Origin of the sequence: Pseudomonas sp. 382, from assembly GCF_002759075.1 — a bacterium.
Taxonomy (GTDB): Bacteria; Pseudomonadota; Gammaproteobacteria; order Pseudomonadales; family Pseudomonadaceae; genus Aquipseudomonas; species Aquipseudomonas vlassakiae.
This window is the reverse complement of the sequence record NZ_PEMX01000008.1, coordinates 14,395-38,893: the sequence shown is the minus strand read 5'-3', so window position 1 is coordinate 38,893 and position 24,499 is coordinate 14,395. Positions and strand designations below refer to the sequence as shown.

Here is a 24,499-nt window from a genome sequence, read left to right as displayed (position 1 = left end):
GCTGTTACTCCTTGCATTGGGCTTCGCTCATGCGCCATACCAGCATGGCGACCGAAGCGTTCATACGAAATAGCGGGTCGTCGAGTGACTGCCCACTCAGTTGTTCGATACGTTGAATACGTTGGTTGATGGTGTTGCGGTGCAGGCCCAGACGCTGGGCGGCCTTCAGGCCATTGCCGTTTTCCTTGAGCAGGGCGTCGAGGGTATGCACCAGCACATGGGGGTGCTTGCGGCCGGGCGCGATCAGTGGGCCAAGGGTTTCGGCGACGAAGTCGTCGATCAGCGAGCGATCGACGATGCCTTGCAGCAGGCGCAGCACGCCCAACTCGCTGAAGTCGCAGAAACCGGTGGCCGGGCGCAGGTTCTGCGCCACTTCCAAAGCCTGGCGCGCTTCATTGAGCGCCTGGCGGTAGTGGGCGCAATCCTCGGCCAGGCGCGACAGGCCCATGAACAGGCCCAGTTCACCGACCACGCCCGCCAACTGCCGGTGCAGCGCGGCCAGGGTGGCGTGCAGGCCGTGGGCATCGGCCAGTAACAACACGAACAGGTCACCCGGCAATTGCGCGGTCACAGTCCCCGGCCTGCCACGACACCAGGCCTCAAGCTGATCTTCCAGCGCCTGGCGAATGCCCTGCCACACGCGCTCGCCCTGGGCCAGCCCATGGCGCTCGAACAATCCATCGACGCCAGACAGCCGCAGTGTCACCAGGCGCCGTGGCTCGTCCAGCGCCAGCTCAAGGTGCGCGGCCCGCTGCCGAGCGATGGCCAGGCTCGGGTAGTCGCCGGTCAGCAACTGGCCGAGGATGTCATTGCGCGAGCGCCGCACCTGGGTCATCTGCACCAGGGCCGTACCGATCAGGTGAGTGACGACCACCATTTTCAGCGCATACGGCTGCTCGATCAGCGGCAGCCCCAGTTGCTCGGCGCGCTCGATCACTACAGGCGGAATGCCGTGGATGAACGTGCCGCCGGTGAGGATCACCATGCCGGCAATGCCCACGGCGTCGCCATCTTCCACCAGGCTCAGCAGGTTGGCCTCGCCGCGTGGGTGGTTGATGCCGGTGACGAACACCAGCTCGCCGCCCATCACCCACTCGGCAATGCCTTCGTTCTCGGCCACATACGGCCAGCGCACCCGCCGCTGCAGGTTGCGCGCGCCGGCCCGGACGGTCATGTCCTGCAGGCCGGGCAGGTGCAGGATTTCGTCCAGCGCCAGGCTCACGGTTCGACACCCGCCTGGCCCAGCGCCCGGCGCCGGCCGCTCAGTTCAAGCATGACGATGTAGCACAGGGCCGAGGCGCCAATGCCCACCAGCGGCGCGACCCACGGCGAGGCGTAGGCCAGCACCGCACCCAGCGCATAGGACCCGAGGCCCAAGAAGTTGTAGCGCGGCAGCTGCACCGAGGCCAGCGCCGGGTACTTGCCGCGGTGGCGGTACCAGAAGTCGGCCATGATCACCCCACCCACTGGCGGAATGATCGAGCCCAGCAGCACCAGGAACGGGATCAGCATTTCATACATCCCGCCAATCGCCAGCACGATGCCCACCGCTGCCGCGACCAGCGTGGCGATGCGTCGACGCTCGCTGCGCAGCAAGTGGCAGGCCGCTGCCGAGACGTTGTAGATGGTCGGTCCCTGGATGGTCCAGAGGTTCAGGCAGAGCATCACCACCGCCGCGAACGACAGGCCTTGCAGCATCATCACTTCGACGATGTCGGCCTGCTGGTAGACCATCGCGCACCAGGCCCCGGCCACCACCATCAGGCCGTTGCCGAGCAGGAAGGCGACGATGCTGGCCACCACCGCCACCCGCCCGCTGCTCGACAACCGGGTCCAGTTGGTGGCCTGGGTGGCACCGCTGGCGAAGGTGCCGAAGACCATGGTCACCGCTGCCGAGAAGGTCATGGTTTCATGCGGCACCACCGCCGCCAGGCCGGCAAAGCCCCCGGCATCGGCGGTGGCGATATACATCGAAACCAGCAGCAGCGCGAACATCAGCGGCACCGACACCCGCGACAGCAGGTCCAGGCCCTTGAAGCCGATGATCGCGGTAATGCTGAAACCCAGGCCGAACAGCACCATCAGCGGCACGGTGAAACCACCCGCCAGGCCCAGCAACTTGACCAGCACGATCGCCACGGTCGCGGTGCCCCAGGCGTACCAGCCAAGTTCGGCGAAGCCCAGGATGAAGTCGGAAAGCCGGCTGCCCGCCTCGCCGAAACAGAAGCGCCCCATCAGCACGCTGTTCAAGCCGCTGCGCGAGGCGATGAAGGCCAAGGCCGCCGCGTACAACGCCAGCAGCGTGTTGCCGATGGCGGCGACCCACAGCATGTCGACGAAGTTGAAGGCCATGCCCAGCTTGCCACCGGCGAACATGGTGCCGGTGAAGAAGGTAAAGCTGAACAACACCATGGCAATGGGCAGCAGCCCTTTGCGCGAGGATGGCGGGGCTTCGCAAAGCGGGAATTCGGTAGGTGAGCTCATGGCACGGTGCTCCGGGTTGTCGTTGCGACTAGGGGAGCAATATGCGGGCCGCTTTTGCCAAGCGCGAAAAACAGGAAATTTGCGGGCAATCGGCACAACTTTACCTGTTCACCTTGCACACTATTTTGCCGAATTGATGAATTAAACCTGTGCGTTAAGACCTGTTTTGATGCGGGCGCGCACCAACGCGGAACAGCACTGGATAGTTTCCACGCAGCCTGCCGTCGGCGGTGCGCGCCGGCCGTCATTCGCTGGCGCTGACATCCACCTCTTCCAGCTGTCATCCGGATCGAAGCGTTTCATGGCCTTGGCAATCTTGTCGCCCTGTGGCCCCAGATCCTTCTCGAACACCTGGTCGTCGTGGCTGATCATGAAGCTCATGACACCGCTATCGTTGTATTTCGCCGGCCAGGCGACCAGGGCGAAGCCGCGGCTCATCTGGTTGCCGATCAGGTAGCTGTAGGCGCCGCCCGGGGCCGACGAGCCTTGGCCATCAAGGATGCGGAAGTGGTAGCCGTACCAGGCATCGCCCACCACATCCTTGCCGAACAGCGGCCCCAGCGGGCTGATCTCGCCGCCCTCTTCGTCCTCCCAGAACAGGCCGTCATGCTTGCCGGGCGTGCTGAAGATCTGCTGGGCATATTCCAGCGCGCCGTTGCTGTTGCGGTCCTTCGAGGCGTAGTCCATCTGCGCGTCGTGATAGGCTAGGACCGACTGCAATGCAGCCAGCTCGTTACGGCCGATGCGCCGGGCGTGGATTTCGGCGCTGCCGGCCTTGCGGTCGAAGCGCCAGCCGTTGGTAGCCTTGGTCAGCCGAACCAGTTCTGCATCAGATGCACGCTCAGCTAGCTTCCCGACCGTAGCATCCAGTAGCGGCCGAATGCGGCCGACAGTACTTGCCTCAGCGCGAATCGTCTCCAATGACCGTTTCAAAGCGAGTGCAGCCACTGTCCCAGCATCTGTGTCGGACACCTTGCGCATGTCGCGACCATTTAGGCCAGGGTTCAGGTTGGTTTCGCTGAACGGGTGATCGGCCGGCAGGCTGGGCTCATCGACATGTTTGTTCGGCACCTCGCAGGGGAATGGATCGATTAGGAATCCCGGAAACCTTCCTTGCCTGCCCCTTGCGCAAGCAACGAGCTCCTACCGGTTTGAGCCGCAGATGTTGATCATTCTTGACCAGGTAACGCATGGCGCAAAGCACGTTAGCCCGCCCATTCAGGTCCCGCCTGTGGATCAGGCCAAGCCCCAGCCTGTCTTGGTATTTATCTTTTTCGAGGTTGCAGTTGTGGAAGTAGCCCTGACCACGGGTAATACGCTCCCATAGCTCACCGATCCGCTGAGCCCTGTAGATATCGGCACTCACTTCAGCACCGTTAAAGAAGAACGCTGCATGGATGTGATAGCCCCGGTCCTCGCCTTGCTCGACGCTGCAAATGTAGCCAATTTCATGGTCGAAAATTAGGTTGCGTTCACGCTCAGCTATCAGCCGATTCAGATCGTCGAATACGCGCTCCACACGCAACCTCGCCTGGACCTCTGCACGGTAATACAGATCAACCCTGATCACGCAGATCCGGGCGTAGCGATCAAACATGGCATCAACGTAGCGATCGACTTCGACCTCTTGCTGAATCGCCTGGTAGCGCTGATCGTGCTCCCTACGCTTGAATCTCTTTTGGGCAAGGAGTGTACGGATGCACTTGGTCAGCTCGTTCAGCGTGTCACTGGTGCTCAGATAGCGCGTTTCACCCTCGTTCAAGCAGGTGATGCCAAAGGGGCTGCGCTCAATCCCAATGGCCTGGCAGGCTTCCTGAAGAAGGCTCAAGTGCCAGCTGTACTGATACGCCACATCTCCGTCGAGCAGCGCGACCATCTGCACGATCCCATCGAAGTATTTTGAAAGCATGGTTTCTCTGACCTGTTCATCTCCATGCTTTGAATATGAGATTCGGCAGGCCTGGCTATCTGTACGCTGGATGGCGTTGATGAGGCGCTCAATTCGAATTGCGATATCGGACTGGGATTGGAGGGTGTTGGCGTTTTGTTTGGTCATGGCTCTGTACCTGGTGAGTGGTTTCGCATACCAGGTACGGGATGTGTATTTATTAACCGATGACCTAACCCGGAGGCAGGGTGATAGTGCCGGTGTGGTTACTAAAAACTCAGCCTATCGAGTATTGACACGGTGATAGCCTAGAACTATATAACTAGATCCCGCTCCAAGACTCAGCGATCACCCCAGGCTGGCCTGGCAATGGGGAGCAACATTACCGAGCCTGCCGAGAGATTCACCCAATCGCATCCTGGGAGAGTTAGCTGAGAGCGCTGGACTTTCCAAGCGGCATAAACGCCATGACCAGCCTTAGCCGGTCATGGCGTAGGTGATAGTTCTAGCTAGCCATACTCAGGTGGCCGGTGGGGCGCACCGCAGCCCCCTCTGCCAGGTCCCGCTCCTCGATCCTTGCCAGGATCCAGTCATGCACCTCGCTATCGACCCAGCCGACACAGCGGTCGCCCAACGAGACCGGCTTCGGGAAGGTACCTTCCGAGATGTGTTTGTAGATGGTCGATCGGGCAAGACCAGTCGAATCGATGACTTCTTTCAGGCGAATGATCCTCATGAACGGGGCTCCTCATATTCGTTCAGAGGATCTGCAGGAGCAGTAAGAAATAACCTGAAGCCCCGTCACCTACTCGGTTAGCAAGCCAAACTCATAGCGGTTCCACACATCCAGGTCAGCCTCGCTGTCGAACTCACGAAGAAACCCGCCCCGGACATCCTTGTACACAATGCAGCAGTTCTGATTCTCGGGAGCCGGATAGACGATCAGAGAAACGACCTCCAAGGCATCATCGCGCCCTTCTGGCTTTGGCACAGGTATCAGCCTAATCACCTGGGGTTGGTACCCCGACCATGCCTTGCCATTGAACTTCTGCTTCAAATGCTCGGCCCACTCAAACGCCACCTCAAAAAAGTGATCGAGCACTCCAGGCCAGTAGTAGCCAGCCTCGTCCTGCCCCGGCTTACCGACCTTCAGTTGATCTAACTCTCGACCAATCATGCCCTCCAGAGAAGCAGGAATTTCGCCGTACCTTTCGCCTGGCCTTCCCCATGTCAGGGACAGCAGATGCGACGTGTACCAGGCCAGCTTGTGATAGAGGACATCCAGCGCAGCAGGTCCCAAAGCGAGAAGAGCTCTTGCTACATCAGGCTGCGTAAGCCCGCTGGTCAACCGTTCATAACGGGACTGCTTAGCTTCCGCGTAAACCAGCACTGCGCAATGAGGGCGCCGCGCCCCCATCTGCGTGTGGTCAAGGTTCAGGTAGTAGGTACTGGGAACCTTGGCTCCAACGAAGAAACCATTGGATACACCCGGCACATGAACACGTATGAAGCCCAGGCTGACTAGTCGCCTCACCTGATGTTTGAGCGCAATCGGATTCAGGCCCGTCATTGCACGAAGCTTCGCCTCCCCCACCCCGGCCACAACCCCGCACTGATCGGCAAAGGTTAAAAGGGCAGCCAAAAGCACTCTCGTGGCTGTCCCCAGGCGTCCACAAGCCCCAGGTGCTGCCGGCCGCCCGTCCTTGCATACCTGTTTGCGCGCAACCTTCTCGCTCCCGATATCTGTTTCAGGCCGAGGTCCCTCGGCATAAATCTCCGGCTCATTAAAGAGACGCAGGACCAGGTCCCGATGAGTAAGCGAACTACCTCTTGGCTGGGCAAGCAGATCGAGGAGGTATTGCGACGCCTCATATTCCTGCCCCGGACGACCCACCTTGTCAGCCTGTTTTTTGGCCACTAACAGCCCAGCTTCGGCTAACTCCCGCACTGCGTCTCTGACCAATCTATCCGTCAAGCAGAGGAGTCTCGCAACTGGTTTGACCTTGAACGAGGCGGTCAAGAGTGCCTGCTCTCGGCATATCAGGGCTTGCAGGAAAAACCTAGACTCTGCACCAACCTCTAGGTCTTCATAAAAAGCCAGAAGATTAGCCATTTCACCTACCGAAAAACTGGAAATTTAGATCACGTTTTATACCCTATAAAATCAGCTTATCAATATCATGTAACGTATCTGTTAACTACGTCGATAACATGACCGCTTACATTTACAAAAATTCTGATCAACAGACCTACCATCAGGTCATGTAACACCGTCCAGTAGTGAGGCGACTGATCGCACCCTGAATATGGCGACGGAGAAGGAAACTCGAAAATGAGCGAGACCGAAGCAGCACCAGGCTGGCTGAACGAGAAGGACAGAGGAGAGTGGCAATGGGCAGCAAGTTACCTATCGAGCCGGTGCTCTCCGTCGCTGCAAGGCAAGATCAGCTTCCTTGCCGACAGTGGTTTCAGCCATCTGGTCAGATCGATCCATGCCCTCGAATCCGAGGCTGAAGGTGTAAAGCTCATCGAGCGATTGAGAAACGCCATCAGACAAAGGCGGTATCGATTAGCCAAAGGCGGCAGAAAGACTTGCTCCTTCACGCTCCCACTCGAAACCAAGACCACACTCAAAAGCCTCGCCAAAGGGCACAAAACAACCGAAACAGCGCTGATTCAGCGCTTGATCGAAGTCGCCGCCCAGGCAGCCGCAGAACAGAAAGAGGTGATGCGTCGCGACGCTCAAATGGGCAAAGTCACACGCAATGCGCGCAAGCTTACGCAGGAGCTGGACAAAGTTCGGATTGATGAGACCAGAAAGCAGCTGCACCACTGCATGAAGCAGCTCGCGCGGTGGGAAACCTTTCTAAAAGAAGAACTGCCCGAGCTATCCTACGAAGACGAAGCAGCCGCAACAGCTCTTGCAGAACGCCGAATGCGTGTAGTCCAAGAGGCCATCGATGCCTCCGTCGCCAAGCATGAGATGCTGAGCCCGAGGTCAGTCTGAGCAAATTTCGAGCCTGCCACCTAAATCCCAAGCCATGGATCTTCTCAGCGCCCCGACATCCTGAGTTCAAATCCAGCCGCCCGGTATTCCAAATGGTATTCCAGACAAATATCAAACCGAACTTTTCTCATATTTTTCATTAAGATAGGCTATCGTTTCAGATTACCCCGGCTCACGAAAAATCGCATGGCCACCCATTTCATAGGATGCTTAGATACTGAGCTCAAACAGATAAGGAGCGAAAGTGTATTGAGCACGCTCACCAACTCGCAGCTTCTACCGCACAAACAAAAAAGCCACCCGAAGGTGGCTTAGTTGTTTAAATAATGGTCGGGACGGAGTGATTCGAACACTCGACCCCTTGCACCCCATGCAAGTGCGCTACCGGGCTGCGCTACGCCCCGACTGGGCTTGAAGCATGTTCTCAATCTTGCCGAGAACGTTGAAGAATGTACCCTAACCTCCTGATAAATGAAACCTTTTTCTCAAAAAAATTTCCACTCATCAGAAAAAACCCAAGGTCACTTCTTCAACACCACCAACACATCCTCCAACTCGACAATCATCTGCCGAATCAGCTGCTTGTACTGGCTCGATTCATCCTTCACCTCATCACTGGAGAGCCGCAACCGCGCCCCGCCAATGGTAAACCCCTGGTCATACAGCAGGGCCCGGATCTGGCGGATCATCAGCACATCCTGCCGCTGATAATACCGCCGGTTCCCCCGCCGCTTCACAGGGTTGAGCTGAGGAAACTCCTGCTCCCAATACCGCAGCACGTGTGGCTTTACGGCACACAACTCGCTCACTTCACCGATGGTGAAGTAGCGTTTGCCCGGTATGGGGGGCAGTTCGTCGTTATGGCTTGGTTCCAGCATAGGCCTCAACCCGGGCTTTCAACTTCTGCCCTGGACGAAAGGTGACGACGCGCCGTGCGGTGATCGGGATCTCTTCCCCGGTTTTGGGGTTGCGGCCCGGCCGCTGGCGTTTGTCGCGAAGGTCGAAGTTGCCGAAACCGGACAACTTGACCTGCTCGTTCTCTTCAAGTGCGTGCCGAATTTCTTCAAAAAACAGCTCGACCAGCTCCTTGGCCTCACGCTTGTTAAGCCCCAGCTCCTCGTACAGCCTTTCGGCCATCTCAGCTTTCGTCAGAGCACCCATGCCGTTATTTCCTTAACGTGGTGTTCAACCTTTGTTCGAGCGAGGTGAGGATGTTTTGCAGGGTAGTGTTCACCTCATCGTCGTTAAGAGTGCGCGATGGATGCTGCCAGGTCAAGCCGACGGCGAGGCTTTTTCTATCAGGATCAATGCCTTTACCTTGGTAGACATCAAACAGCCTGAGGTCTGTGAGCCATTCGCCTGCATTGTCACGAATTACTTCAAGCACGTCTTGAGAAGCCACATCACGTCCGGCGATCAAGGCCAGGTCGCGACGGGTTTCCGGGAACTTGGAGAGTTCGCTGAATTTCGGCAGCCGGCCTTCGACCACGTCACCCAGCACCAGCTCGAAGACGAACACCGGGCGATCCAGGTCCAGGGCTTTGGCCAGCTCTGGGTGGAGGGCGCCGAGGTAGCCGACGTCCTTGCCGTCGCGCTGGATCACAGCGGTCTGGCCAGGGTGCAGGGCTGGATGCTTGCCGGCGGCGAAGGTGAAGTCGCTCAGGGCGCCGCTGTAGCCCAGCAGGGCTTCCACGTCGGCCTTGACGTCGAAGAAGTCGATGGTGTCGCGGCCGTTGGCCCAGCCTTCTGGCAGGCGGCTGCCGGTGACGACGCCGGCGATCATTGGCTGCTGCTGCAGGTTACCGAGCTGGCCGACGAAGCGCAGGCCGCTTTCGAACAGGCGCACGCGGTCTTGCTGGCGGTTGAGGTTGTGCTGCAGGGCCTTGACCAGGCCTGGCCACAACGAGGCGCGCATGGCGGCCATGTCGTTGGAGATCGGGTTGGCCAGCAGCAGCGGCTCGACGCCTGGGCTGAACAGCTCGAACAGCTTCGGGTCGATGAAGCTGTAGGTGATGGCTTCCTGATAGCCGCGGGCGACCAGCAGGCGGCGCAGGTTTGGCAGCTCGCCGCGGGTTTCCGGGCGGGCTTGCGGCGCGAGGCGGGCTTGCGGGTAGCGCACTGGCAGGTTGTTGTAACCGTACAGGCGGGCCAGCTCTTCGATCAGGTCGACTTCCAGGCTGATGTCGAAGCGATGGCTTGGGACTTGAACAGTCCACTGCCCTGCACCATCAGCTTTGGTAGCCAGGCCGAGGTTGTTGAGCAGCTGCTCGACCTGGGCCGGATCCATCTCCATGCCGAGCATCTGGGTGATGCGGTCGGCGCGCAGGTTGACCGGGGCGACGCTTGGCAGGTGCTGTTCGCTGACGGCTTCGACGATCGGGCCGGCTTCACCACCGACGATGTCGAGGATCAGCTGGGTAGCGCGCTCCATGGCTTCGCGGGCCAGCTGCGAGTCGACGCCGCGCTCGTAGCGGTGCGAGGCATCGGTGTGCAGGCCGTAGGAACGGGCTTTACCGGCGACGGAGATCGGCTCGAAGAAGGCGCTTTCGAGGAACAGGTCGCGGGTTTTTTCGGTGTTCACACCGCTGTGCTCGCCACCCATGACGCCGGCGATGGCCAGGGCGCGGGTGTGGTCGGCGATCACCAGGGTGTCGGCACGCAGGGCCACTTCCTGGCCGTCGAGCAGGACCAGCTTCTCGCCCTCTTCGGCCATGCGCACGCGGATGCCGCCGTTGATTTCGGCGAGGTCGAAGGCGTGCATCGGCTGGCCGAGTTCGAGCATCACGTAGTTGGTGATGTCGACGGCGGCGTCGATGCTGCGCACGTCGCTGCGGCGCAGGCGCTCGACCATCCACAGCGGGGTCGGCTTGCTCAGGTCGACGTTGCGGATGACCCGGCCCAGGTAACGTGGGCAGGCCGCCGGGGCGCTGACTTCGACCGGGCGCACTTCGTCGTGGGCCGGGGCAACGGCGGGTACTACCGGGCGGGTGACCGGTACGTCGTACAGGGCGCTGACGTCGCGGGCCAGGCCTGCGATGGACAGGCAGTCACCGCGGTTCGGGGTCAGGCCGATCTCAATGCTGGCGTCGTCCAGGCTCAGGTACTGGCGGATGTCTTCGCCTACCGGGGCGTCGGCAGCCAGTTCCAGCAGGCCGTCGTTTTCTTCGCTGATCTGCAGCTCGGCGGCCGAGCAGAGCATGCCGAACGACTCGACGCCGCGCAGCTTGGCCTTCTTGATCTTGAAGTCGCCTGGCAGTTCGGCGCCGATCATGGCGAACGGGATCTTGATGCCTGGGCGGGCGTTAGGCGCGCCGCACACGACCTGGAAGGTTTCCTGGCCGTTGCTCACCTGGCACACGCGCAGCTTGTCGGCGTCCGGGTGTTGTTCGGTGGCGAGGATCTCGCCCACGACGATGCCGCTGAACTGGCCGGCAGCGGGGGTCACGCTGTCGACTTCGAGGCCGGCCATGGACAGGCGGGCGACCAGTTCGTCACGGGAGACTTGCGGGTTTACCCAACCGCGCAGCCACTGTTCACTGAATTTCATGCTGTTCTCCTGGAAAAGTGCGTCGATGGGGCCTAGCGGAATTGCGCCAGGAACCGCAGGTCGTTATCGAAGAACAGACGCAAATCGTTGACGCCATAGCGCAGCATGGCCAGGCGCTCGGCGCCCATGCCGAAGGCGAAGCCCTGGAATTCTTCAGGGTCGATGCCAGACATGCGCAGCACGTTCGGGTGCACCATGCCGCAGCCCATGACTTCCAGCCAGCCGGTCTGCTTGCACACGCGGCAGCCCTTGCCGGAACACATCACGCACTGGATGTCGACTTCGGCGGACGGCTCGGTGAAGGGGAAGAACGACGGGCGGAAGCGCACGGCCAGTTCTTTTTCGAAGAACACGCGCAGGAATTCTTCGATGGTGCCCTTGAGGTCGGCGAAGTTGATGCCGCGGTCGATCAGCAGGCCTTCTACCTGGTGGAACATCGGCGAGTGGGTGATATCCGAGTCGCAGCGGTATACGCGGCCCGGGCAGACAATGCGGATCGGCGGCTGGGTGGACTCCATGGTCCGCACCTGCACCGGCGAGGTGTGGGTGCGCAGCAGCATGTTGGCATTGAAGTAGAAGGTGTCGTGCATCGCCCGGGCCGGGTGGTGGCCAGGGATGTTGAGCGCTTCGAAGTTGTGGTAGTCGTCTTCGACCTCAGGGCCTTCGGCGATGCCGTAGCCGATGTGGGTGAAGAACTGCTCGATGCGCTCGAGGGTACGGGTGATCGGGTGCAGCCCGCCGGTGGTCTGGCCACGGCCTGGCAGGGTCACGTCGATGCATTCGGCGGCCAGGCGAGCGCTGAGCTCGGCCTCTTCAAAGGCGGCCTTGCGTGCGTTGAGCACGACGGTGACGCGCTCTTTGGCGTCGTTGATCAGCGCGCCGACTTTCGGGCGCTCGTCGGCTGGCAGGTTGCCCAGGGTCTTCATCACCTGGGTCAGTTCGCCCTTCTTGCCGAGGTACTGAACCCGGATCTGTTCCAGGGTATTGATGTCTTCAGCGCGCTCGACGGCCTCTAGGGCTTGGGAGACCAGCGCATCCAGGTTTTCCATGTACAGACTCCAGATACGAAAATAGGGGAAGAGCTTTGAAGGCTCTTCCCCTATCGATGACGTTCAATGCCCGGCGCCGCTAGCGCCGCCGGGTGATTGTCGCGGGTACTTAAGCCAGAACGGCTTTAGCTTTCTCGACAATCGCAGCAAACGCCGCTTTTTCGTTCACTGCCAGATCGGCCAGAACCTTACGGTCGATTTCGATCGAAGCCTTTTTCAGGCCAGCAATCAGACGGCTGTAGGACAGACCGTTGGTGCGGGCACCGGCGTTGATACGAGCGATCCACAGTGCGCGGAACTGACGCTTCTTCTGACGACGGTCACGGTAGGCATATTGACCAGCCTTGATGACAGCCTGCTTGGCAACGCGGAATACGCGCGAGCGTGCACCGTAGTAGCCTTTAGCCAGTTTCAGAATTTTCTTGTGACGCTTACGAGCGATGACGCCACGCTTAACACGAGCCATGAGTAACTTCCTCTATCTAAACCAGAATTAACGTACGCGCAGCATGCGCTCGACTTTTGCCACGTCAGACGGGTGCAGCAGGCTGGCACCGCGCAGTTGACGCTTACGCTTGGTCGACATTTTGGTCAGGATGTGGCTCTTGAAAGCGTGCTTGTGCTTGAAGCCGGAAGCGGTCTTCAGGAAGCGCTTCGCAGCACCGCTCTTGGTTTTCATTTTTGGCATGTTGGAACTCCGCATTCGATAAAATTACACAATAATCATCAGGCCTGCCGTGCCCGGGAGATTACTTCTTCTTTTTGGGGGCGATGACCATCATAAGCTGGCGTCCTTCCATCTTAGGATGCTGCTCAACGGTGCCGTATTCGGCGAGGTCGGTTTCGACCCGCTTCAACAGCTCCATGCCCAGCTCCTGGTGGGCCATCTCACGGCCGCGGAATCTCAGAGAGATCTTGGCCTTGTCCCCATCGGTAAGGAAACGTACCAGGTTGCGTAGTTTTACCTGGTAATCCCCTTCTTCCGTCCCTGGACGAAACTTGATTTCTTTGATCTGGATCTGCTTCTGGTTTTTCTTGGCTTCGTTAGCCTGCTTCTTCTTCTCGAAGAGGTGCTTGCCGTAGTCCATCACCTTGCAGACAGGCGGTACCGCGTCTGCAGAGATTTCCACCAGATCCAGCTTCGCTTCTTCAGCGATACGAAGCGCTTCATCAATCGAGACGATGCCAACCTGCTCGCCATCAGCGCCAATTAACCGAACCTCGCGGGCCGAGATATTCTCGTTGATCGGGGCCTTCGGTACAGCACGCTTATCGTTTCTCATTTCACGCTTAATAGTCATTACTCCGATTCTTGGCGTCCACGCCGGGAAACCGCTTGTGTCAGAAGCTCAACGAACTGGGCGACGGGCATGGAGCCCAGGTCTGCGCCTTCGCGAGTACGCACAGCGACGGTTCGTGTTTCGACTTCACGGTCCCCTATAACCAAAAGGTACGGGACCTTGAGCAAAGTATGCTCGCGGATTTTAAAGCCGATCTTCTCATTTCTCAAGTCCGACTTGGCACGGAAACCGCTACCGTTCAGGGCATTTTCCACTTCGAGGGCGAAATCGGCCTGTTTGTCGGTGATGTTCATGATCACCGCCTGGGTCGGTGCCAGCCACGCCGGGAACACGCCAGCGTAGTGCTCGATCAGCATGCCGATGAAGCGCTCGAACGAACCGAGGATCGCGCGGTGCAGCATGACCGGGCGGACCCGGCTGTTATCTTCGGCGATATAGCTGGCATCCAGGCGTTCTGGCAGGTTCGGGTCGTACTGCAGGGTACCGCACTGCCAGTTACGGCCGAGGCAGTCGCGCAGGGTGAACTCGATCTTCGGGCCGTAGAAGGCGCCCTCGCCCGGCTGGTATTCCCACTCCAGGCCCGACTCGTTCAGGGCGTCGGCCAGTGCGCCTTCGGCACGGTCCCACAGCTCTTCGGAGCCGACACGCTTGGCCGGGCGGGTGGACAGCTTCATGGCGATATCGGTGAAGCCGAAGTCCTTGTACACGTCCAGGGTCAGCTTGATGAAGTCGGCAGCTTCTTTCTTCACCTGTTCTTCGGTGCAGAAGATGTGCGCGTCGTCCTGCACGAAGCCACGCACGCGCATGATGCCGTGCAGGGCGCCGGATGGCTCGTTACGGTGGCAGGCACCGAACTCGGCCAGGCGCAGCGGCAGGTCGCGGTAGCTCTTCAGGCCCTGGTTGAACACCTGCACGTGGCACGGGCAGTTCATCGGCTTGACCGCGTAGTCACGGCTTTCCGACGAAGTGGTGAACATGTTTTCGGCGTAGTTCGACCAGTGGCCGGAACGCTCCCAGAGGATGCGGTCGACGACTTGCGGGGTCTTGATTTCCTGGTAGCCGTTGACGCGCTGAACCTGGCGCATGTACTGCTCGAGCACCTGGTACACGGTCCAGCCGTTGGCGTGCCAGAACACCATGCCCGGGGCTTCTTCCTGCAGGTGGAAGAGATCGAGCTGCTTGCCGATCTTGCGGTGGTCGCGCTTTTCGGCTTCTTCGATGCGCTGGATGTAGGCAGCCAGCTGCTTCTTGTCGGCCCAGGCGGTGCCGTAGACGCGTTGCAGCTGCTCGTTCTTGGCATCGCCGCGCCAGTAGGCGCCGGACAGCTTGGTCAGCTTGAATGCCTTGAGGAAGCGCGTGTTCGGCACGTGCGGACCACGGCACATGTCGACGTATTCTTCGTGGTAGTACAGGCCCATGGCCTGCTCGTCCGGCATGTCTTCGACCAGGCGCAGCTTGTAGTCTTCGCCACGGGCCTTGAACACTTCGATGACTTCGGCGCGCGGGGTCATCTTCTTGACCACGTCGTAGTCTTTTTCGATCAGCTCCATCATGCGCTTTTCGATGGCGGCCATGTCTTCAGGGGTGAAGGGGCGCTCGTAGGCGATGTCGTAATAGAAGCCTTCGTCGATCACCGGGCCGATCACCATCTTGGCGGTCGGGTACAGCTGTTTCACTGCGTGGCCGACCAGGTGGGCACACGAGTGGCGGATGATCTCCAGTCCCTCTGCATCTTTAGGGGTGATGATCTGCAGGGTGGCGTCGTGGTTGATCAGGTCGCAGGCATCGACCAGCTTGCCGTCGACCTTGCCGGCCACGGTGGCCTTGGCCAGGCCTGCGCCGATGGATGCGGCGACGTCGGCGACGGATACGGCGTGATCAAACGAACGTTGACTGCCATCGGGAAGAGTAATAACGGGCATGGCGCCTCCTCTCCTAGTGGTGACCCCTACCAAAGGTCACGTGGGTTGGGATGAGCCAGTACAAGATCCGACCTGCCTTCCCTTCAGGGAAGCCTGCCTCACAGTGGCAGAAGCCTTTCAGCTTGCCAGGGACGAACCAGAGTGACTGGAAAGAAAAAGTTGCGAGCTGCCAGTGGCTAGCTGCAAGCCAAGCATGCTAGCACGCGGGTTGTGCGGCTCGTAGAAATATTTGGAAATTACGCCGCGCCGGTGAACTAACGCGGAAAAAGTCCTATCAGACCTTGGGAAGCAACCTACTCTTGATGAGACCTTAACCCAAGGAGTAACCGGTTATGCGAGTACCGTCTCTTCTGGCTCTGGCGGCTGCTGGCGCCCTGCTGCTGCCGATGGCTGCCAATGCTGGCAACTTCCCAGCCGGGAAGGAAGCCGGCTACATGGCCCAGTGCACCCAAGTCGCCAGCAGCCAAGGCGTCGACCCCGCCACCGCGAAAAAGCACTGCGACTGTGGTGCCCAGGCGATCAAAAAGAATTTCACCGACGCGGAAATTGCCGACCTGGACAGCAAGGATGGCGTCGATGCCAAGCTGATGCAGAAGGCGCAAACCGTGGTGAAACAGAGCTGCGCGCCGAAGAGCTGAAACCTTAAAGCCAGAGCAGGCCAGGCATTATTTGCCATGGATCAACATCCTGCGAAGGTAAAAGGCGCTAGATGCGCAGAAATGGACTATGATGTCCCCCGTGCTCCGTAGCCTCGGCCGCATTGCACCACTGAAAAATCTAAATGTTCTGGAGATTCACCTCATGTCCAATCGCCAACAAGGCACCGTCAAATGGTTCAATGATGAAAAAGGCTACGGCTTCATCACCCCAGCAGGCGGCGGCGACGACCTGTTCGTACACTTCAAAGCCATCGAATCCGACGGCTTCAAGAGCCTGAAAGAAGGCCAGACTGTTTCCTTCGTCGCCGAGCGCGGCCAGAAGGGCATGCAGGCTGCGCAGGTTCGTCCGGAGTAATTCGGGCAGCTGTAAAAAAACCCGCCACTTGTGGCGGGTTTTTTTATGGGCCTTTGCCGCAGCCCTGTGGGAGCGGGCGCGCCCGCGAAGCAGGCACCGCGGTCTTTGGCACCGGCTTTGCCGGTGTTCGCGGGCACGCCCGCTCCCACAAGGACAGCGCAGGCTCCAAGCCCTGGTCAGCCGCAGTTGACGCGGGTCACCACACCCTGCTCGTCCACATTCAGGTTCAGGCGCTCGGAGCGGTATTCCAGGGTTACCACATCGTGCGGCTTGAGAATGCGCGCCATCTGCGACCCACTGGCCTTGCGCGCCTGCTCCAGCAGCTCGGCGCTGCCCGGCTTCCCAATGGCGAAGTCGGCACCGCTGGCCTCGCAGCGGCCATCGTTGCCGGCCGCCGCCTCAGGCGCCTTGCTACCCCCCGAGTTGCCGCCAGTGCTGCAACCCGCCAGGACAGCAGCCACCGCCAGGGTTGCCAGGAAAGCACGGGAACGGAACATGAATCCTCCTAAATCGATATGGGAACTGCCTGATCCGACAGCTCCGCCAAGAGTTTGTTGCAAAACCGGGAAAGTCTGCCTGATCTGACCTGCAGTGGCCAAAGGCAATCGTGACCGAATTTTACCGCGCAACTGACGAGTCGCTTGGTTGGCGCCGCAAAGTCATGATTTACTTTAGGAAGTGAAGGCACAGTGCCTTCTGCGAATGCCAGGATCCGGTGTTCGCCCCTCCGCCCCGGGCCCCCAGCGAGAGCCTTTCATGAGCAGCCACAGCATCGACGCCGATATCAAGGTCAAATGGGCCGAAGGCCAGAGCGCCTATAGCCCCAGCACGCCCGAAGAGTTGCTGTTGATCGCCATCGATCTGCTGGTGCGCGACCGCGGCGGCGAGGCGGCGCGCAGCTTCATCGACCAGGTGTTCGAGCGCTACGCGCCGCATGCGGCTATTGCAATCGAGCCAAGCGCGCGCTGAGCAGGTCGAAAAAGCCCTGGGCGTCAGCCTCGTTCACCCACATCACATTGGCCGGCTGCCTGAGCACGCCGTACCAGTCGGCGATGGTCTGGCCGAAGGTCGGGCCTTCGCGGCTGTCGACACTCAGGTGGATACGTCGGCCGCTGAACAGCTCGGGTTTCAGCAGGTAGGCGATGACGCTGGCGTCATGCACCGGGCCACCGGGCATGCCGTACAGGTCCATGTCGTGCTTGATGTAGGCCTGCAGAATGTCCACCACCTTTTTGCTGGCCTGGTTGTTTACTGCCGCCAACTGCTTGAGGCGGGCGTCGCTGGTCAGGACTTTGTGGGTCACGTCCAGCGGCAGGTAGGTCAGCTGCACGCCACTGGCCAGCACCACTTCGGCGGCATGGGGGTCGGCGTAGAGGTTGAACTCCGCCGCCGGGGTGATGTTGCCGCCGTTGAAGTGGGCGCCGCCCATGACCACCACTTCTTTGATGCCGTTGGCGATCTCGGGTTGCTGGATCAGCGCCAGGGCCAGGTTGGTCTGCGGGCCGAGCATGGCGAGGGTGATGCTGTGGGGCTTCGCGTTGCCCAAGGTGTCGACCAGGTATTGCACGGCATTGCCTTCGGCCAGGGGCTGTTTCGGCTCGTGCACCGGCACGCCGGTCAGGCCCTCTTCGCCGTGAACGTCGGCGGCATAGATGGGCGCACGCACCAGCGGCCGCCCTGCCCCGGCATATACCGGGATGTCTTCGCGGCCGGCCCATTCGCGGGCCAGGCGGGCGTTGCGTGAGGTCTTTTCCAGGCGCACGTTGCCAGCGACGGTGGTGATGGCGCGGATGTTGAGTTCTTCGGGCGAGGCCATGGCCAGGAACAGCGCGACCACGTCGTCGGCACCGGGGTCGGTGTCGATGATCAGGTCACGCGGGGCGGCCTGGAGGGTGGTGGTGGCGGCAGCGACCATGAGGGTCAGTCCTTGTAGCAGAGGTTTGAGCATGGGGGGGCACTCCTGTTGCCATGAAATGGAACGCGATGCGCTTTTTTGTGGGAGCGGCCTTGCGTCGCGAAAGGGGTGCGCAGCACCCCCAGGATTTCAGCTTCGCCGCATGGATTGCCGGGGCCGCTTCGCGGCCCTTTCGCGACACAAGGCCGCTCCCACAATAAAAAGCGCACCGCGTTTCGCTTGTTAGAAGGTGACCCCGGAAATCAGGGCGATGTTGCTGTAGGGCTGGCATTCGCCGGTACGCACGATGGCCCGGGCGCTGCGCGACAGCAGCTTGAAGTCCTCATGGCTGTGCCATTCGCGCTTGCCCAGCTTGCCCTTCAGGCGCTCGACCTCGACCAGCGCCGGCGGCACCACCTTTTGCATCTCTTCGGCCAGCACATGCCGCTCCACCTGCAGCTCGCTCAACACGGCGCGCAGCACGCTGGCAAAATCCGGGATCCCCGGCGTCAACGCCAGGTCAATCAGCTCGACACCTGGCGGCACCGGCAAGCCGGCATCGCCGATCACCAGGATGTCGCCATGCCCCATCCCGGCGATGGTCCGCGACAGGGCGACGTTGAGCAGCGGGGTCTTTTTCATGGGGTCAGCTCCGCCAGGCAGGGAATCGACGGCTGGGCACCGGCACGGGTGACAGACAAGGCTGCAGCGCGCTGGCCGAACGCGATCGCCTCGCCCTCCCCTTTGCCCTGCACCAGTGCAGCGGCAAAACCACCAATAAAGGTGTCGCCCGCCGCCGTGGTATCCAGCGGCTGCACCTTGGGCGCCGGGAAATGCTGGCTGCCGTCCCGGCTGACAAACAAGGCCCCTTGCGCGCCCAGGGTGATGATCACCTTGCCTGCGCCCAGCTGCAGCAGGCGCTCCCCTGCGCGGCGGGCACTGTCCAGGTCGTCGACCCGCTCGCCGGTCAAGGCTTCGGCCTCGCTTTCGTTGGGGGTGAGGTAGTCGATATGGGCAAACCAGTCCGCGGGCAGCGGGCCGGTGGCTGGCGCCGGGTTGAGGATCACTTGCTTGCCCAGCTCGCGGCCTCTGGCCAGGGTCCAGGCCACGGTCTCTACCGGCACTTCGAGCTGGCAGATGATCACCTCGGCGGCCTGCAGCAAGGCATCGAAACGCTGTACCGACTCCGGTGTCAGCAGCCCGTTGCCGCCCGGGACGATGACGATGCAATTCTGGCTGGCAGCATCCACGGTGATCAGCGCTACGCCACTGGATACGCCTGGGCAGACGCTGACCGCCTGGCAATCGATGCCTTCCACTTCCAGCGCCTGGCGCAACTGCTGGCCGTAGGCGTCATCGCCGACATTGCCTATCATCGCCACGCTGCCGCCCAAGCGCGCTACCGCCACTGCCTGGTTGGCGCCCTTGCCACCGGGCACGGTAAAAAAATGTTCGCCGGCCAGTGTTTCGCCAGCGCGTGGCAGCCGCTGGGCGCGGACCACCAGGTCCATGTTGAGGCTGCCGACCACCACTACCTTGGCATGCATGGCAATTCCTTAGCGGTAATCATTGAACAGGTCCGGGCGCGGCCCGGTGGATTCGCGCAGCACGATGCGCGGCGAGACAATGCGCTGCTCGGCCCCATCGCGACGCGGCGTGGCGATGCGCGACAGCAGCAAGGCCGCTGCGCTCTCGCCAAGCTCGCGAATCGACTGGCCGACCGTGGTCAGCGGCGGGAATACATAGCGGCTCAGCTCGATGTCGTCGAAGCCGATCACCGACAGCTCGCCCGGCACGTTGATGTTGCGTTCGGCTGCGGCGCGCAATACGCCGAAACCGATCATGTCGTTGCCGGCAAAAATTGCCGTCGGCCGCTTGCCATCGAGCAGCTGCGCGGCGGCAACATGGCCACCGGGGCTGGTGAAATCGCAATGCAGCACGCGGCCAGCCAATACCTCGGCCTCGGCTTCGGCCATCGCCCGGTGGAAGCCGCGCAGGCGCAACTGGGTAACGCCGGTTTCGGCCGGGCCGCCGATGTAGGCGATGTCCCGATGGCCGAGTTCCAGCAGATGGCGGGTTGCCAGGTAGGCACCCTGCTCGTGGTCGATGCGCACCAGGTCGGCGTCGACGCCTTCCAGCTCACGGTCGACGATGACCATCGGCGTGCGCACACAGGCCAGGCTCTGCAGCAGGTCGGCATCCTCGCCCACCGACGCCACTACCAGGCCGTCGATGCGCTTTTCCAGCAGCACGCGCAAGTAGCTGCGCTGCTTCTGCGGGTTGTCGTCGGAGTTGCACAGGATCACGCAATAACCATTGCGCTCGCAGGCGTCCTCGATGCCTCGGGCCAGCTCGGCGAAGTACGGGTTGACGCTGTTGGGCACCAGCAGGCCGATGGTGGCCGTGCTGCGCGCCTTGAGCGAACGCGCCACGGCGCTGGGCACATAGTCGAGTTCAAGAATGGCTGCCTCGACCTTGAGCCGTACCTGCTCGCTGACAGGGCGGGTCTTGTTCAGGACATGTGACACGGTGGTGTAGGAAATGCCGGCGAGGGCCGCGACGTCTTTGATGGTTGCCATGTTGTCAGTTCCGCCGGCCTGCACGCCGGCTGCGATAAGTGTCGAGCACCACGGCGATGACGATCACCGCCCCGGTGATGATGCGTTTGGTCGGTTCCGATGCGCCGATCTGCGCAAGGCCTGCAGCCAGTACCGAAATGATCAGCACGCCGAAGAAGGTACTGATGACCGAGCCGCGCCCGCCCATCAGGCTGGTGCCGCCGATCACCACGGCGGCGATCACCTGCAGCTCAAGGCCGGAACCGGCATTGGGGTCGGCGGCTTCCAGGCGCGAAATCTGGAACAGCGCGGCCAGGCCGGCGAGCAGCCCCATCAGGGCGAACACCAGCACCTTGTACGGGCGCGGGTCGATACCGGCCAGGCGCACGGCCTCTTCATTGGTACCGATGCCGATCAGGTAACGGCCGAATACCGTGCGGGTCAGCAGCAGCTGGGCCAGCACGATCACCAGCACGGCGATGATGAAGGACGGCGAGATGCCGAAGGCCACCGGGTTGGAGAACCAGGCGTAGGCGTCGCCGATATAGGCGGTGCGCGAGTCGGTGAACTGGTAGGCCAGGCCGCGGGCCATCTCCAGTACGCCGAGCGAGACGATGAACGACGGGATGCGCCAGGCCACGGTGACGCCACCGGTGATGCTGCCGGCCAGAGCGGCGACAGCCATGCCGAGCAGGGCTGCGGGCAGCACGCCCCAGCCCCAGCCGAGGATCGCCACGCTGACGGTGGAGGCGGCCAGGGCCAGTACCGAGCCGACCGACAGGTCGATGCCGCCGATGATCAGTACGAAGGTCATGCCCACGGCCAGCACCATCAGGTCGGGGATCTGGTTGGCCAGGGTGCTGAAGGTAGCGTACGACCAGAAGTGGCTGCTCAGGAACGAAAACAGCACGATCATCGCCAGCAAGGCGCCGGCCAGGCCCAGGTAGGTGCCCAGGCCGAAGTAGGTAGCGCTGCGGCGCACGGGGGCGCTGCCCGGGGTGTCTAGGGGTGTGGTCTTCATGCATCCATCCTGGGCGCTGCGTCATGCAGCAGGGCGTCACGTTTCTGGTAGCCGGCGAAGGCGGCAGCCAGGAGCTGGTCCTGGCTCCAGTGTTCGCGGTCGAAGGTATCGATCAGGCGGCCGGCGGAGAGCACGGCAATGCGGTCGCAGATCAGCATCAGTTCGCGCAGGTCGCTGGACACCACCACCAGGGCCTTGCCCTGGCGCGCCAGCTCGGCCAGCAGGCCATAGATGTCGAACTTGGCACCGACGTCGATGCCGCGGGTGGGCTCGTCGAACAGCAGCACCTGGCAGTCGCGCTCCAGCCAGCGGCCGATCACCACCTTCTGCTGGTTACCGCCAGACAGCTCGCCGACCGCCTGTGCCGGGCCGGCGCTGCGTATGCGCATGGTGATGATCTGGCGCTCGGCCAGGGCCTTTTCCGCTTCGCCGTCGAGCACCCCGGCACGGGAAACGGCGGGCAGGTTGCCGAGGGCGATGTTGGCGCTGACCGATTGCGTCAGCAGCAGGCCTTCGCCTTTACGGTCCTCGGTGATCAGGGCAATACCGGCGTTTACCGCCGCCTTGGGGGAATCGATGGTCACCGCCTTGAGCGGCTGGCCGACCTGGATGCTGCCGCTGTCGGCGCGGTCGGCGCCATAGATCAGCCGCAGCAGCTCGGTGCGCCCGGCGCCGATCAGCCCGGAGATGCCGAAGATCTCCCCTGCCCTGACCTGCAGCGATACGTCGCGCACCTTGTTGCCGCGGCATAGCTTGTCGACCTTGAGCAACGGTGCGCCGATCGTGCGACGGCCAAGGTCGATATGCTCGCCCAGTTCGCGGCCGACCATCAGGTTGACCAGTTCGGCGCTGCTGTAGCGCTGGATCGGCTCGTCGCACACCAGTTGGCCGTCGCGCAGCACGACGATGCGCTGGGCCACGCGCTGCAACTCTTCAAGGCGATGCGAGATGTAAACGATGGCCACGCCGCGCTGGCGCAAGCGCTCGATCTGGGTGAACAGCAACTCCACCTCGCGGGCGGTGAGCATCGCCGTGGGCTCGTCGAAGATCAGCACATGGCAGTCGCCGATCAGGTTGCGGGCAATCTCGACCATCTGCTGATGGCCAATACCCAGCTCGCCGACCGGGGTGTCCGGGTCGATGGCGTCCAGGCCGACCTGGGCCATGGCAGCCGTGGCCAGCTGGCGCAGGCGCTTGTGGCTGATCCAGCCGAAGCGGCTGGGCAGGTTGTCGAGGAACAGGTTTTCCGCCACGGTCAGGGTCGGCAGCAGGTTGAGCTCCTGCATGACCATGCGCACACCGAGGCGCTCGGCCTCGCTGCGGCTGGCCGGTGCGTAGGCCTGGCCGCGGTAGCTCATGTGCCCGCTGCTGGGGGTTTCCAGGCCGCAGATGAGCTTGGACAGCGTGCTCTTGCCTGCCCCGTTCTCGCCGGTCAGCGCCAGCACCTCGCCAGCGCGCAGGGCCAGGCTGACCTCGGCCAGCACCGGCTGCGCGTAGCGCTTGCCCAGGCCGCTGGCGGCAAGCACGACTTCATTGGCCGATGCTGGCATGGCCATCTCTCCTGCTGGGATCAGGGCTTGGTGATCAGTTCGACCGGGGTCTGGATGACGTTGTCGGCGTCCACGTCGGGCTTTTCACCCTTGAGCACCTTCAACGCCGCCTGGATGCCGAACACCGCCTGCTGGCTGGCGGCCTGGTCGAGGGTGGCGAGCACGCGGCCATCCTTGAGCATCGGCTTGATGGCGTTGATGTTGTCGTAGCCCACCACCTGCACCTGGCCGGTCTTGCCGGCGGCGCGCACGGCCGAGACGGCGCCCAGGGCCATGCTGTCGTTGCCGGCCAGCAGCGCCTTGAGGTCGGGGTATTCGTTGAGCATGGAAGCGGCGACAGCGTTGCCCTTGTCGATTTCCCAGTTGCCGGACTGCACCGAGACGATCTTCATTCCGGCGGCATCCATGGCGTCCTTGAACCCGGCGGTACGCTGCTGGGCATTGGTGGTGGTCGGCACGCCTTCGATGATGCCGACCTGGTCACCGGCCTTGAGCTTCTGCTGGGCCAGGTAGTCGCCGACCATACGTGCGCCTTTGCGGTTGTCAGGGCCGACGAAGGGCACGCTGATGCCTTTGCTCTTGAGCACGTCTGGATCGAGACGGTTGTCGATGTTGACGACAACAATCTTGGCCTCCGTCGCCTTTTTCAGCACAGGCACCAGGGCTTTGGAGTCAGCCGGGGCAATGACCAAGGCGTTGACGCCAGAGCTGATCATCTGCTCGACGATCTTGATCTGCTCGCCCGTGTCGGTTTCGTTCTTGATGCCATTGGTTACCAGGTCGAACTCGCCGGAGTGGGCTTTCTGGTAGTCCTTGGCGCCGTCTTCCATGGTGCGGAAGAACTCGTTGGCCAGCGACTTCATGACCAGCGCGACCTTAGGTTTTTCCTCTGCATGGGCGGCAGACAGCGGCATGGCGAGGGACAGCGAGGAGATGACGGCGAGCGCCAGCAGACGACCGGGGAACGGCAGCTTCATGGGAGATGACTCCGAATCTTGTGTTTTTTATCGGATCGCAAACGTTTGCGTTGGGTAACTATGGAAACAAGACCTGGTTTTGTCAAATCCGTTTCGCTGGCGGGGGCAAGCCGCAAGCGGTGCTGATTATCCGGAATTTTTCCGAAAAACCGAACACCTTTTCCTATGCTTGTTCGGGATTCCGAATGGAATACGCCGTTGTGGGAGCGGCCTTGCGTCGCGAAAGGGGTGCGAAGCGCCCCCCCCAGAATTCTAGCTTCGCCGCAGAAATTGCCGGGGCCGCCTTG

26 protein-coding genes and 1 tRNA gene are annotated in these 24,499 nt (G+C 61.5%); 4 read left to right on the top strand and 23 right to left on the bottom strand.

The annotated features are described in order from the left end of the window. Positions 1 to 4 precede the first annotated feature (4 nt). The 6 genes from CQW31_RS11495 to CQW31_RS11470 all read right to left on the bottom strand — a co-directional run bounded on the left by CQW31_RS11495 (position 5) and on the right by CQW31_RS11470 (position 6,485). Positions 5 to 1,222, bottom strand: a complete 1,218-nt coding sequence (locus CQW31_RS11495) for a PucR family transcriptional regulator (RefSeq protein ID WP_023101489.1) — start codon at positions 1,220 to 1,222, stop codon at positions 5 to 7. Continuing rightward, entirely contained in the window at positions 1,219 to 2,484 is a 1,266-nt protein-coding gene (gene codB / locus CQW31_RS11490; protein ID WP_023101490.1) for a cytosine permease, read from the bottom strand. Before codB ends, CQW31_RS11495 begins: the two co-directional genes overlap by 4 nt. A 141-nt stretch (positions 2,485 to 2,625) precedes the next feature. Next, positions 2,626 to 3,465, bottom strand: a complete 840-nt coding sequence (locus CQW31_RS11485; RefSeq protein ID WP_079279884.1) for a DUF2950 family protein — start codon at positions 3,463 to 3,465, stop codon at positions 2,626 to 2,628. A gap of 67 nt (positions 3,466 to 3,532) precedes the next feature. Continuing rightward, positions 3,533 to 4,540, bottom strand: coding sequence for an inovirus-type Gp2 protein (locus CQW31_RS11480; RefSeq protein ID WP_034023890.1), 1,008 nt, complete (start codon positions 4,538 to 4,540; stop codon positions 3,533 to 3,535). Positions 4,541 to 4,877: 337 nt separating this feature from the next. Continuing rightward, the gene (locus CQW31_RS11475) at positions 4,878 to 5,108 is read right to left on the bottom strand and encodes an AlpA family transcriptional regulator (protein WP_009683504.1); all 231 of its coding nucleotides are present in this window, start codon (positions 5,106 to 5,108) and stop codon (positions 4,878 to 4,880) included. Between the two features lie 69 nt (positions 5,109 to 5,177). Further along, positions 5,178 to 6,485, bottom strand: coding sequence for a hypothetical protein (locus CQW31_RS11470; RefSeq protein ID WP_034023891.1), 1,308 nt, complete (start codon positions 6,483 to 6,485; stop codon positions 5,178 to 5,180). 219 nt (positions 6,486 to 6,704) lie between these two features. Between CQW31_RS11470 and CQW31_RS11465 the strand changes: the two genes are divergently transcribed. Beyond that, positions 6,705 to 7,379, top strand: a complete 675-nt coding sequence (locus CQW31_RS11465; protein ID WP_034023893.1) for a hypothetical protein — start codon at positions 6,705 to 6,707, stop codon at positions 7,377 to 7,379. 327 nt (positions 7,380 to 7,706) lie between these two features. Here the strand turns inward: CQW31_RS11465 and CQW31_RS11460 are convergent. From CQW31_RS11460 to thrS, 9 genes are all read right to left on the bottom strand, one after another. Beyond that, a tRNA-Pro gene (locus CQW31_RS11460) sits at positions 7,707 to 7,783 on the bottom strand. 117 nt (positions 7,784 to 7,900) lie between these two features. Then, positions 7,901 to 8,257: a MerR family transcriptional regulator gene (locus CQW31_RS11455; RefSeq protein ID WP_008100384.1), complete on the bottom strand. Its 357-nt coding sequence runs from the start codon at positions 8,255 to 8,257 to the stop codon at positions 7,901 to 7,903. After that, positions 8,238 to 8,540: an integration host factor subunit alpha gene (gene ihfA, locus CQW31_RS11450; RefSeq protein WP_003250679.1), complete on the bottom strand. Its 303-nt coding sequence runs from the start codon at positions 8,538 to 8,540 to the stop codon at positions 8,238 to 8,240. The genes CQW31_RS11455 and ihfA overlap by 20 nt, the downstream gene beginning before the upstream one ends. 4 nt (positions 8,541 to 8,544) lie before the next feature. Beyond that, positions 8,545 to 10,926, bottom strand: coding sequence for a phenylalanine--tRNA ligase subunit beta (pheT, locus tag CQW31_RS11445; RefSeq protein WP_099814505.1), 2,382 nt, complete (start codon positions 10,924 to 10,926; stop codon positions 8,545 to 8,547). A 32-nt stretch (positions 10,927 to 10,958) separates the two neighbouring features. Beyond that, on the bottom strand, positions 10,959 to 11,975 hold the full coding sequence (gene pheS / locus CQW31_RS11440) for a phenylalanine--tRNA ligase subunit alpha (protein WP_054887103.1): 1,017 nt from the start codon (positions 11,973 to 11,975) through the stop codon (positions 10,959 to 10,961). A 109-nt stretch (positions 11,976 to 12,084) separates the two neighbouring features. Next, on the bottom strand, positions 12,085 to 12,441 hold the full coding sequence (rplT, locus tag CQW31_RS11435) for a 50S ribosomal protein L20 (protein WP_003250671.1): 357 nt from the start codon (positions 12,439 to 12,441) through the stop codon (positions 12,085 to 12,087). A 27-nt stretch (positions 12,442 to 12,468) separates the two neighbouring features. Beyond that, positions 12,469 to 12,663, bottom strand: a complete 195-nt coding sequence (rpmI, locus tag CQW31_RS11430) for a 50S ribosomal protein L35 (protein WP_003250667.1) — start codon at positions 12,661 to 12,663, stop codon at positions 12,469 to 12,471. A gap of 61 nt (positions 12,664 to 12,724) precedes the next feature. Beyond that, the gene (infC, locus tag CQW31_RS11425; protein WP_176509498.1) at positions 12,725 to 13,276 is read right to left on the bottom strand and encodes a translation initiation factor IF-3; all 552 of its coding nucleotides are present in this window, start codon (positions 13,274 to 13,276) and stop codon (positions 12,725 to 12,727) included. Continuing rightward, positions 13,276 to 15,198 carry a threonine--tRNA ligase gene (gene thrS, locus CQW31_RS11420; RefSeq protein WP_054887102.1) on the bottom strand — a complete coding sequence of 641 codons (1,923 nt, stop codon included), beginning with the start codon at positions 15,196 to 15,198 and terminating at the stop codon, positions 13,276 to 13,278. Before thrS ends, infC begins: the two co-directional genes overlap by 1 nt. Positions 15,199 to 15,530: 332 nt before the next feature. Between thrS and CQW31_RS11415 the strand changes: the two genes are divergently transcribed. Both CQW31_RS11415 and CQW31_RS11410 read left to right on the top strand, forming a co-directional pair. Further along, positions 15,531 to 15,836 (top strand): hypothetical protein, encoded by a 306-nt coding sequence (locus CQW31_RS11415; RefSeq protein ID WP_054887101.1) that lies wholly within the window; start codon positions 15,531 to 15,533, stop codon positions 15,834 to 15,836. A 163-nt stretch (positions 15,837 to 15,999) separates the two neighbouring features. After that, on the top strand, positions 16,000 to 16,212 hold the full coding sequence (locus CQW31_RS11410; protein ID WP_003250656.1) for a cold-shock protein: 213 nt from the start codon (positions 16,000 to 16,002) through the stop codon (positions 16,210 to 16,212). Positions 16,213 to 16,388: 176 nt separating this feature from the next. Here the strand turns inward: CQW31_RS11410 and CQW31_RS11405 are convergent, their stop codons facing one another. Continuing rightward, positions 16,389 to 16,709, bottom strand: coding sequence for an I78 family peptidase inhibitor (locus CQW31_RS11405; RefSeq protein ID WP_054884973.1), 321 nt, complete (start codon positions 16,707 to 16,709; stop codon positions 16,389 to 16,391). A gap of 259 nt (positions 16,710 to 16,968) precedes the next feature. Between CQW31_RS11405 and CQW31_RS11400 the strand changes: the two genes are divergently transcribed. After that, complete coding sequence (locus CQW31_RS11400) at positions 16,969 to 17,181, top strand: hypothetical protein (protein WP_099814504.1); 213 nt, start codon at positions 16,969 to 16,971, stop codon at positions 17,179 to 17,181. Here the strand turns inward: CQW31_RS11400 and CQW31_RS11395 are convergent. From CQW31_RS11395 to CQW31_RS11360, 7 genes are all read right to left on the bottom strand, one after another. Continuing rightward, positions 17,153 to 18,160, bottom strand: coding sequence for a nucleoside hydrolase (locus tag CQW31_RS11395; protein WP_099814503.1), 1,008 nt, complete (start codon positions 18,158 to 18,160; stop codon positions 17,153 to 17,155). The genes CQW31_RS11400 and CQW31_RS11395 overlap by 29 nt on opposite strands. Positions 18,161 to 18,349: 189 nt before the next feature. After that, on the bottom strand, positions 18,350 to 18,748 hold the full coding sequence (gene rbsD / locus CQW31_RS11385; RefSeq protein ID WP_054884970.1) for a D-ribose pyranase: 399 nt from the start codon (positions 18,746 to 18,748) through the stop codon (positions 18,350 to 18,352). Then, complete coding sequence (gene rbsK, locus CQW31_RS11380; protein ID WP_054884969.1) at positions 18,745 to 19,653, bottom strand: ribokinase; 909 nt, start codon at positions 19,651 to 19,653, stop codon at positions 18,745 to 18,747. The genes rbsD and rbsK overlap by 4 nt, the downstream gene beginning before the upstream one ends. 9 nt (positions 19,654 to 19,662) lie before the next feature. Further along, positions 19,663 to 20,685, bottom strand: a complete 1,023-nt coding sequence (locus tag CQW31_RS11375; protein ID WP_054884968.1) for a LacI family DNA-binding transcriptional regulator — start codon at positions 20,683 to 20,685, stop codon at positions 19,663 to 19,665. 4 nt (positions 20,686 to 20,689) lie between these two features. Beyond that, positions 20,690 to 21,685: an ABC transporter permease gene (locus CQW31_RS11370; protein WP_099814501.1), complete on the bottom strand. Its 996-nt coding sequence runs from the start codon at positions 21,683 to 21,685 to the stop codon at positions 20,690 to 20,692. Further along, positions 21,682 to 23,235 (bottom strand): sugar ABC transporter ATP-binding protein, encoded by a 1,554-nt coding sequence (locus tag CQW31_RS11365; protein WP_099814500.1) that lies wholly within the window; start codon positions 23,233 to 23,235, stop codon positions 21,682 to 21,684. Before CQW31_RS11365 ends, CQW31_RS11370 begins: the two co-directional genes overlap by 4 nt. A gap of 20 nt (positions 23,236 to 23,255) precedes the next feature. Further along, entirely contained in the window at positions 23,256 to 24,212 is a 957-nt protein-coding gene (locus CQW31_RS11360; protein WP_099814499.1) for a sugar ABC transporter substrate-binding protein, read from the bottom strand. Positions 24,213 to 24,499 lie beyond the last annotated feature (287 nt).